This is a genomic window from Allobosea sp. P4_E12, assembly GCF_056401655.1.
This window is the reverse complement of record NZ_JBFUIY010000030.1, coordinates 68,111-77,714: the sequence shown is the minus strand read 5'-3', so window position 1 is coordinate 77,714 and position 9,604 is coordinate 68,111. Positions and strand designations below refer to the sequence as shown.

Here is a 9,604-nt window from a genome sequence, read left to right as displayed (position 1 = left end):
GCTTCCGGCAGTTGCTCCTGCGCGGTCTCGATCAGGTCCGAGGCGAATGGGCAATGATCTGTACCGCTCACAACCTCCTGAAGCTTGCAAAAGCCTCAAGATGACGACCGGGCACCGAAATCTCCCGCCCAGCCTTCCCGTCATAATCGCCCCAAAATCGTTACTCGGACGGGCTCCTAGGAAAGGCGCAGCCGCGTCTCCGCATCGAACAGGTGTAGCCGGTCGAGATCGCATGCGAGTTTCACTGCCGCTCCGGCGGCAGGTACGAAGCGGCCATCAGCCATGCCGACCACTTCGCGGCCGGCGAGCTTGACGATGACCTGCGTCGTGACGCCGAGGGGTTCGGCTACGACCACCGTGGCATTGAGCTTCTGCCGCCCCGCGGAGGTGAGGTCGGGTGCATCGAGCGGCTCGACCGTGAGATTGTCGGGCCGCAGGCCCATCAAAACCGTGCTGCGGTCGCCGAGGCGCGCGCCCGCGTCAGGGGCGAGAGTGAGCGCCGCGCCACCGGGCTCCAACGCCAGCGCGGGCATCCCGTTCTGCTGGACCACGGAGACCTCCAGCAGGTTCATCGTCGGCGTGCCGATGAAACCGGCAACAAAGGCGCTCGCAGGGGTGTGAAACACGTCGAGCGGCGTGCCGACCTGCTCGATCCGTCCGTCGCGCATGATCACGATTCTGTCAGCGAGAGTCATCGCCTCGATCTGGTCATGCGTCACATAGACGATCGTGGTGCCGATCGACTGGTGCAGCCGCTTGATCTCGGTGCGCATCTGGCCGCGCAGCTGGGCGTCGAGATTGGAGAGCGGTTCGTCGAACAGGAAGACGGTGGGATCGCGCACGATGGCGCGGCCCATGGCGACGCGCTGGCGTTGGCCGCCGGAGAGCGCATTAGGCCGGCGTTCGAGCAGGTCGGTCAGCCCAAGCAGCGCGGCCGCTTCGCGTACCTTGCGGTCGATCTCGGCCTTCGGCAGTTTTGCAGCGTAGAGGCCGAAGGCGATGTTCCGGTGCACCGTCATATGCGGGTAGAGCGCATAGTTCTGGAACACCATCGCGATGTTCCGGTCCTTGGGCTCCAGCGTGTTCACGACGCGGCCGCCGATCGAGATCGTGCCGTCGCTGAGGCTCTCGAGCCCGGCGATCATCCTGAGTGTTGTCGACTTGCCGCAGCCTGAAGGACCGACCACGACGATGAACTCGCCATCGGCGATCTCGAGGTCGATGCCGTGGACAATGCCGACATCGCCATAGCGCTTGACGACCTTGCTGAGCGAAACGCTGGCCATCGGCTCAAAGTCCCTTCGGCGCGGAGAATGAGGCAATGGCGCCGGACAGCGTCTTGCCCGCTGCGGCGTCCCGCGCAGCGTGACGGGCAATCAGCTCCCGCGCCTCTGCAGCCTGTGCCTCGTAGAGGGAGAGGCTTTCGGCGATCGCGGCAGGGGCCGGTCCGCCTGGGAGGGTCCGCACCGAGACGAAATACTCGGGCGTCACGGCCTCGCGGAATTCGGCCTCGGTCAACACCGGGTCGCGGTCGGTGACCTTGCGGAACAAGGCGACGAACTCGGCATAGGGCACCGTGCCAAGGGTCTGCCGGGTCGCCTGCAGGTGCTTTGCCATCGCGGCGGCGACATGATGCGTGATGGCGAAGGGCAGTTTTTCGCGGCGCACCAGCGTGTCGGCGAGCTCGGTGATCGTGGCGTAGGACGCCTCGATATTCGCCCGCGCCCGCGTCTCGTCGACCTTGGCGGATGCGAAGACCCCGCCGAGAAGGCTGAGCGCGCGTTCGGCCATGACGAAGGCTTCGTAGCCCTGACCATGGACCTCGTGCTCATTGTCGTTCATGTCGGTGAAGGGCGTATTGTGCAAGGCGAGCAGCACCGCGTCGCATTTGCCCCCGGTGAGCGAAGCCATCAGGCGCAGATGCTCGACGGGAACCGGATTGCGCTTCTGCGGCATGATCGAGGAGATCTGCACGAAGCCGTCGGAGAAGCGCAGTTGCCCGACCTCGAACGAGGTCCAGAAGGCGAGGTCCTGCGCGAAACGGCCGAGATTCAGCGCCAGCACCCGCAGGGCCGAATAGACGCCGGCGGTATAGTCGCTCGAGGCGATGCAGCCATAGGAGTTCCGCAGGAAATCGGGGAAGCCGAGCAGGTCTGCGACGCGGGCGCGGTCGAGCGGGAAGCCTGTCGTGGTGATGGCAGCTGCGCCCATCGTGCTGAGGTCGACGACCTCGCGCGCCTGCATCAGCCGGGTCACGTCGCGCAGCAACACCTCGATCACTGCGCCGAGATAGTGGCCATAGGTCGAAGGCTGGGCCGGCTGGCCGTGTGTATAGGCGAGGATCAGCGTGCCGGCCTCCTCGCGCGAGCGCCGGATCAGCGTTGTGATCAGGTCGAGCAGCTGCAGGCCGAGCGTGTCGAGCCGCTCGCGCAGCGCGAGCTTGAACAGGGTGTGGTCGATATCGTTGCGCGAGCGCCCGGTATGCAGGCGCCCGGCGATGTCCTTGCCTATCAGCGCCGCGAGCTTGGTCTCGATGAAGAAGAACAGGTCCTCATGCTCGCCGGTATAAGCGGCGGGTTCGGCTCCGGTGAGTTCACGTTCCACGATGTCGAGAGCGCCAAAGATCGCCGCCGCCTCGGGGCGGGTCAGCAGGCTCTGCTCGGCCAGCATGACGCCATGGGCGCGGTGCAGGCGCAGGAGATGGGCGAGATGATGCATCTGGCTATGGGCAAAGCCCGGCGCCAGCACGGTGCGGGCATAGACCGGCGCCGGAAAACGGTCGTCGCTGCCGGAAGGGGCGTCGGGCGTAAGCGCGTTCATGCGAGAATCAGCCTTTCAGGCCCGCGAGCACGACGCCGCGGATGATGTAGCGCTGGAAGATGACGAAGACGACGAGCGTCGGCAGCGTCGCGATGGTGGCACCGGCCATGATCAGCTCCCAATCGGTCAGGAACTCGCCGGAGAACGAGGCAAGGCCGACCGGCAGTGTGTAGAGCGCACGGTCATTTGTGGCGATCAGCGGCCAGAGGAAGGCGGTCCAATTGCCGAGGAAGGTGAAGATCGCCAGGGCCGACAGCGCCGGCGTCACCAGCGGCAAAGCCACCTTCCACCAGATCGCGAATTCGCCGAGCCCATCGATACGCGCGGCATGGATGTAGTCGTCGGGCACGCCGGCGAAGAACTGCCGCATCAGGAAGACGCCGAAGCCGGTCATCAGTCCGGGAAACATGATGCCCCAATAGCTGTTCAGCCAGCCGAAATTCTTGGCCATCAGATACCAGGGCACTACCAGCATCTCGGTCGGGATCATCAGCGTCGTCAGGATGGCGATGAACACCACCTCGCGGCCGCGGAACTTGAACTTGGCGAGCGTGTAGCCGATCAGCGAATCGAAGAAGAGCACGGACAGGGTGACGAGGAGGCTCGTCACCAGCGAGTTGACGAACCACAGGCCGAAGCGCGTGTTCTTGAAGATATAAACGTAGTTCTCGAAGGTCGGTTCGCGCGGGATGATGTTGAGTTCATAGACCTCGTTGGAGAGCTTCAGCGAGGTTGCGACCATGTAGAGCAGCGGCATCATCATCGCGATGGCGCCCATGGCGAGGAGCGTCCAGGCGAGCACCTGGCCGGGACGAGCGGCGAGTTGCAGCCGCCAGTTCGGCATCGGGGACGCGGCGGAGGTTGCCGTGCTCATGATTTCTCCCGCATCAGCCAGAGTTGGAGGAGGCTGACCGTCAGAAGGATCACGAACAGCACCAATGTCTGCGCCGCCGCATAGCCCATCTGATATGAACGGAAGGCGGTCTCATAGATGTAGAGCACCAGAGGCTTGGTGCTGTTCAGAGGTCCGCCGGCGCCGTTGTCGGTCATGTTGTAGACCGTGTCGAAGATGCGCAGGAAGCCGATCGACGAGATCACCACCAGGAAGACGATGGTGGGCTTGAGCAGGGGCAGGGTGATCTGGCGCAGGATCATCCATTTGCCCGCGCCGTCGATCCGCGCCGCCTCGTAATAGCTCGACGGAATGGCACGCAAGCCCGCCATGAACAGCACGATCTGGAAGCCGAGCCCGGCCCAGATCGCCGGCGTCAGCACTGCATAGAGCGCCTGCGTCGTCGAGCGCAGGAAGGGCTGCGCATCGAGCCCGACCGCGTTCAGCATGTTGTTGAGCAGCCCGATCGGTGGCGGCTGGTAGAACCAGCGCCAGACCCAGGCCATCGCGACTGTCGTCGTCAGGTGCGGGATGAAATAGCAGGCCCGGATCAGGCCATGCGCGAAGCGGACCTGATCGAGATAATAGGCGATGACGAAGGACAGGAGCAGGCTGAGCGGCGTGCCGACCATGAGGTAGATGAACGTGTTCTTGAAGGCGAGCCAGAACACCGGATCGCCCATCATCTTCCGGAAATTGTCGAGCCCGATGAAGACCGGTTTCGAGAGCAGGTTCCACTGCATGAAGGCGATGCCGAACGATTCCAGTGCCGGATAGAATCGGATCACCGCGAAGAATGCGATCGGCACGGCAAGGAACGCCCAGGCCGTGAGTGCCTGCTTCGTCTCGATCGTCAATCCCGCGTAGCCCCGCATTCGTCGCATCCCCGTTCCGGCGTCCCCGCTGTGTGTCGTCCGATTAAATCAAGTCCGTTGATTTAATACGAAGCCGGCGACATGATGCAAGCCCTGCTTCGCGCCAGGCCCACAGGCTCTGCATTTCAATCGGAAGGTTCGCGCCGCTCATGAGCGTATCCGGTCTCGCCCCGTTCGATCGCCGCGGCCATCATCGCCGCGTGGTGATCGAGGCGTTGAGGCGTTCCGGTGCAGCCTCGCGCGCGGAGATCGCCGCGGCGACCGGGCTCTCGGCCCAGACCGTCTCGACCGTGACTGACGAGCTGTGTCGCGAAGGACTGGTGAGCATCGTCGGCCGCCGCGCTTCGGCGCGCGGCCAGCCGCCAATCGATCTCGCGCTGGCGCTCGATGGCGGCTTTGCCGTCGGTGTGCAGGTCGAGCCTGGCCGCATGACCGGTATCCTCGTCGATCTCGGCGCCCATGTCCGGGCCGAGCGCAGCATCGATTGCGATACGGGGCGCCCCGATCTCGCCCTCCCGAGCCTGATTTCGCTGGTTGCCGAGTTGGTCGAGCAAGGCCGCATTGCGCGCGCCCGGCTCTGGGGCGTCGGCATCGCATTGCCGGGCCCGTTCGGTGATGTCGCGGAGAGCGAGCAGGACCCGCTAGCCATGGCGGCCTGGTCGCGGCTTCCGTTTCGCGAAGCCTTCTCTGCGGGGCTGAACCTGCCCGTCATCGTCGGCAACGACGCGACGGCTGCGGCAATCGGCGAGCATCTGCATGGAGTTGCGCGCGATCTGCGCAGCTTCGTCTATCTCTACCTTGCCGAAGGCATCGGTGGCGGCCTCTTCGTCGAGGGACAACCGGTGACCGGCGCCTTCGGCAATGCCGGCGAGATTGGCCGCATGATCGTCGGCCACGAGCCTGATCGGGGTGGGCTTGTGACGCTGGAGGCGCGTGCTTCGCTGCATGCGTTGCGTCGGATGCTGGGTGAGGCCGGCGTCGGGGATGCGGACAACTGTGCCGTTGAGCGTCTCTTCGACGGTCACGAGGCGATCGTCGCATGCTGGATCGCCGAGGCCGCGCGCCATTTGCGCATCGCCATCGCCAACATCGAGAACCTGCTCGATCCCGAGACTATCGTGATTGGTGGGCAGGTGCCGGAGCGGGTCCTGGCTGCGCTGATGCAGGCCATCGCGCCGCTGCCGGCCTCCGTCAGCCAGCGCAAGGGCCGACAGCAGCCGCGCTTGCTGACCGGGCGCGCTGGCCGCAATTCGCCGGCTCTCGGCGGCGCGACCTTGCCGTTGTTCAGTGGCCTGACGCCGCATCCGCGTGCGGCAAAACTGCCGAAACCGGCGCGTGCGGCGAGAGCATCGGAGCTAGGAAAAACCCGTCCGGCCAATGGCAGGCGGGATCTGGCGGCGGGGAGCTGAGGCCATGGTGCCGGCTTGTCCCGCAATCGAGATCGAACCGGCCAGCCTATTGGTGGAGCGGTTGGTAGGCGAGGGCGCCCGTCGCGGCGTCCTGTACGATCTGGCCGAAGGCCTCGGACTCGATGAAATGCCCGGCGGCAACGATCGCCCCGGTTCTGGCTGCATGTTCCGCCACGGCGCGGCGGCTCTGCCGCGCCTGATCCTGGTCGCGATCGGCACGATGGCACCACTCGGGAACCGCGATCTGGGCCGGGTTGTGCCAGCTGTCTCCGGCGATCAGGACGGGGCGGCCCGCACCTTCTATCAGGATCGCATGATGGCCGGCGGTATGTCCGGGAGCCGGCAGGAGCGAGGCGGTGATTTTGCCGCTGTCGAAGATCGGCAGTCCAGCCTCTGCGGCCTCGAGCCGACGGCTCTCGACGATGGGCGCGATGCTGCGCCGGAAGGCCGCGACATGGTGCGGCAGGGCGGCTTCCTCGCCCTGAGCCTGCCAGTGCGCGATCTCGGCTGCCGGCGCGAGATAGCGCGCCTGGCTGAAGCGGAGAGCGCCGGTCTCGTCGAGTGCCCAGCCGACATGGTCGAGATGGAAATGGCTGAAGACCACGAGCGAGACTGCGTTCGGATCGAGCCCAGCGGCCTTGAACTCCTCTGGCAGCCGGCCGCCGAGCCCGTCGAAATAGGGACTGGGGCCGGGGCCGAGGCCGGCATCGACCATGAGGATGCGGCCATCGCGGCAGAGCAGCGCGAAGACGCCGAAGCGCGTGTGGAACATCCCGCCGGGGAACCAGCGCGCCGTCAATTCAGGATGCGCCGCGAAATCGGCTTCGGGAAACGCATAGCGCGAAGCAGCCGGCGCTGGCGCGGCATCGGTCAGCGCAAACAGCGTTGCGCCATCGAGGTCCAGTCGCCGCATTTCAGTCTCCAGCCACAGATGCGGGCCGGCGCCCGCCTGTTCCACGCCTGCCATCCTTCACCAGGGACAACAAGGGAGAGTAGACCATGACGACAGACAACCAGGGCTTCCGCCTCAGCCGGCGCAGCTTCGCGACCGGGGCCGCGGCCGCCGGCCTGACCGTGGCGGCGCCGAGTGTGCTGCGTGCCCAGACCGTGCAGATCGAGTACTGGCAGTACTTCTTCAAGGAACGCGTCGAGGCGATGGATGCGCTCATCCAGCAGTTCGAGGCTGCCAATCCGGGCATCAAGGTCAAGCACACGCACTTCCCCTACGCCCAGTACCGGACCAAGACGGCGGCTGCCGTGCCGGCGGGCGAGGGACCCGATGTCCTGCAGCTCTTCTTCGGCTGGATGCGCGAATACGCCAAGTCGAAGCTGATCCAGCCGCTGCCGGCCGAGCATTTCAACGTCGCCGATATCGACAAGAACTATTTCGAGTTCGTCCGGATGATGCGGACGAACGAGGGATACTGGGCGCTTCCGACCGCCGTCCGCAGCCTCGGCCTGTTCTACAACAAGACGCTGCTGAGCAAGCCGGGCGCATCTGGTGGCAAGCCGCCGGTGACGCTTGACGACATGCTGAAGAACGCGCTGGCCGTCACCGAGCGCGACTCGCGTGGCAACATCACCACGGCCGGCGCGACCATCGGCATCCCGTCGCAGGACTACCATTGGTGGCGCGAGATCCTGCTGCGCCAGTTCGGCGGCAAGCCCTACTCGGACGATGGCCGCACCGTGACCTATGCCAACGACGCGGGGGCCGCCTCCTTCGGCTGGTATACCGATCTGCAGCGCAAGCATAAGGTCGCTGCGGCGGGCTTCCTCTCCGAGAGCCAGGCGGCCTTCAAGGCCGGCAAGGCGGCGCAGCATGTCGACGGTTCGTTCCGCCTCGGCACCTTCAAGAGCGCGCGTGGCTTCGACTGGGGCGTCTCGGAAATGCCGACCCATAACGGCATTGCCAGCAACTACGCCTCCTATTGGGTCAATGGCCTGGCGTCGAGCGCGACCGGAGCCAAGCGCGATGCAGCGCTCAAGTTCCTCGCCTTCATCACCACCAATGACGCGATGCAGCTCTGGTTCGAGAAGACCGGCGAGCTGCCGGCCAAGCCCGAGGTCGCACTGAGCGCCAAGAACCTGGCCGATCCGCTTTCCGGCCCGATGCTGGCTGGCCTCAAATACGCCCATGCCACCGATTTCGTGGCGGAAGAGGCTCAGGGCCAGATCTTCCAGGACATGCTCGACCGGGTGCTGCTGCAGAACCAGGATCCGCTCGCGGCCCTGAAGGAGGCTGCCGCTGCCGAGCAGAAGCTGATCGACGACTACTACAAGGCCTGATCCAAGGCTTTGGTCCAAATGTGCTGCCGCCCGGTTCTCCCGGGCGGCAGCGCTGATCTCAGGTCGCCGGCCGCGCGACGACGGGGACGTACTCGTCCAGATCCTCATCGGCGAAGTTCACGGTCCGGCCGAGTTCCGCCGAGCGATAGAGCGCCATCAGCATGTGCACGACGGCGACGCCGTCGGCAAAGGTCTCCTCCGGCATGGTGCCGCGCCGGAACGCCTCGACGAAATGCCGGTTCTCCAGCGTGTAGCCATACACGCCGGCTTCGTCCTCCAGCACGGGCATCAGGCCGTGCTCGGCATTCTGCTTCTCGACCAGGTCCTCGCCGCTTGCGCCGCTGACCGCGCGCGAGATGAAGATCTTCAGTCCCGTGTTCAGCGAGCTGAACTCCATCGCATATTCCGGCCCGAGCAGTTCGAGCGTGATCCTGAGGCCGGGGCCGACATAGGCCCATGACGTCGTCGCCTCGATCATCAGCTCGTTGCCGTCGGGGTCCCGCAGCGTGATCAGCCCGCGTGCAAAATCCTCCGACGGCCGCTTGGCATAGTCGACCTCAGGGCCCATCCCAGCCTTGAGCTGCTTGACATAGGCCGGCCGGTTCCATTTCAGCGTCGCGACGGTGGCATTGGCGGAGACCAGGGTCAGCGCATCGCGGGGCTCGCCCGGCGCGGTCAGCAGATGGCGGGCGACCTCGACGCTGTGGCACATCATGTCCGAGAGCACGCCGCCGCCCTGCTTCTCGCCCTGCCAGAACCAGGGTTCGTGCGGGCCGCTATGTTCTTCGGCGGCGCGCGCGATATAGGGCCGACCGGCGCCGGGCACGGCGCGACGCCAGATGATCTCGCGCCCGCGCTGCACCGCCGTCGAGAACAGCTGGTTCTCGAGATAGCCGTGCAGCAGCCTGGCATCCTCGGCCAGCCTCAGCATCTCGCGCGCCTCGCGCAGTGTCCGGCCCAGAGGCTTCTCGCAGGCGATGGCGCGCAGGCGGGACCGGCCGGACGTTACCGCCGCGTGGATCTCGCGCATCGTCTCGACGCGCGTGTGGTTCGGGCTCAGCAGCCAGATCGCGTCGATCTCGCCGGAGGTCAGCATGGCCTCGAGGCTGGCGAACGCCTTGCAGGGGCCAAGATCGAGTTCGTTCGCCCGCGCCGCGAGGGCCGCGCGGCGTTCCGCGCGCGGCGAGTAGACCCCGGTGACCGCGACATTGCGGACTCCCATCAGCGCCGTCAGATGGAAATGCGCGATGAAGCCGGAGCCGACGAAGCCGATCCGCAGGGTGGGAAGCAGGGAGTGATCGGGCATGGCCACCTCGTGA

The 9,604-nt window shown here is 65.7% G+C and carries 8 protein-coding genes; 2 read left to right on the top strand and 6 right to left on the bottom strand.

Going from position 1 to position 9,604, the window contains the following annotated elements; translation table 11 throughout:
- Positions 1–176: 176 nt before the first annotated feature.
- Genes AC1DW9_RS28360 through AC1DW9_RS28345 form a run of 4 tightly spaced genes read right to left on the bottom strand, consistent with a single transcriptional unit; the run spans position 177 to position 4,587 of the window.
- Positions 177–1,286: an ABC transporter ATP-binding protein gene (locus AC1DW9_RS28360; protein WP_441507827.1), complete on the bottom strand. Its 1,110-nt coding sequence runs from the start codon at positions 1,284–1,286 to the stop codon at positions 177–179.
- 4 nt (positions 1,287–1,290) lie between these two features.
- Positions 1,291–2,820 (bottom strand): argininosuccinate lyase, encoded by a 1,530-nt coding sequence (gene argH, locus AC1DW9_RS28355; RefSeq protein ID WP_441507828.1) that lies wholly within the window; start codon positions 2,818–2,820, stop codon positions 1,291–1,293.
- A 7-nt stretch (positions 2,821–2,827) separates the two neighbouring features.
- Positions 2,828–3,694 carry a carbohydrate ABC transporter permease gene (locus tag AC1DW9_RS28350; protein WP_441490308.1) on the bottom strand — a complete coding sequence of 289 codons (867 nt, stop codon included), beginning with the start codon at positions 3,692–3,694 and terminating at the stop codon, positions 2,828–2,830.
- Positions 3,691–4,587: a carbohydrate ABC transporter permease gene (locus AC1DW9_RS28345; protein WP_441490307.1), complete on the bottom strand. Its 897-nt coding sequence runs from the start codon at positions 4,585–4,587 to the stop codon at positions 3,691–3,693. The genes AC1DW9_RS28350 and AC1DW9_RS28345 overlap by 4 nt, the downstream gene beginning before the upstream one ends.
- Positions 4,588–4,736: 149 nt before the next feature.
- Between AC1DW9_RS28345 and AC1DW9_RS28340 the strand changes: the two genes are divergently transcribed.
- Positions 4,737–5,996: an ROK family protein gene (locus AC1DW9_RS28340; protein ID WP_441507829.1), complete on the top strand. Its 1,260-nt coding sequence runs from the start codon at positions 4,737–4,739 to the stop codon at positions 5,994–5,996.
- A gap of 46 nt (positions 5,997–6,042) precedes the next feature.
- Here AC1DW9_RS28340 and AC1DW9_RS28335 read toward each other — a convergent pair whose 3' ends face one another.
- Positions 6,043–6,909, bottom strand: a complete 867-nt coding sequence (locus tag AC1DW9_RS28335) for an MBL fold metallo-hydrolase (protein ID WP_441507830.1) — start codon at positions 6,907–6,909, stop codon at positions 6,043–6,045.
- Between the two features lie 86 nt (positions 6,910–6,995).
- Here AC1DW9_RS28335 and AC1DW9_RS28330 point away from each other — a divergent pair, with 86 nt between their 5' ends.
- Positions 6,996–8,285: an extracellular solute-binding protein gene (locus tag AC1DW9_RS28330; RefSeq protein WP_441490304.1), complete on the top strand. Its 1,290-nt coding sequence runs from the start codon at positions 6,996–6,998 to the stop codon at positions 8,283–8,285.
- A 58-nt stretch (positions 8,286–8,343) separates the two neighbouring features.
- Here AC1DW9_RS28330 and AC1DW9_RS28325 read toward each other — a convergent pair whose 3' ends face one another.
- Complete coding sequence (locus AC1DW9_RS28325; RefSeq protein WP_441490303.1) at positions 8,344–9,591, bottom strand: Gfo/Idh/MocA family protein; 1,248 nt, start codon at positions 9,589–9,591, stop codon at positions 8,344–8,346.
- Positions 9,592–9,604: the final 13 nt, after the last annotated feature.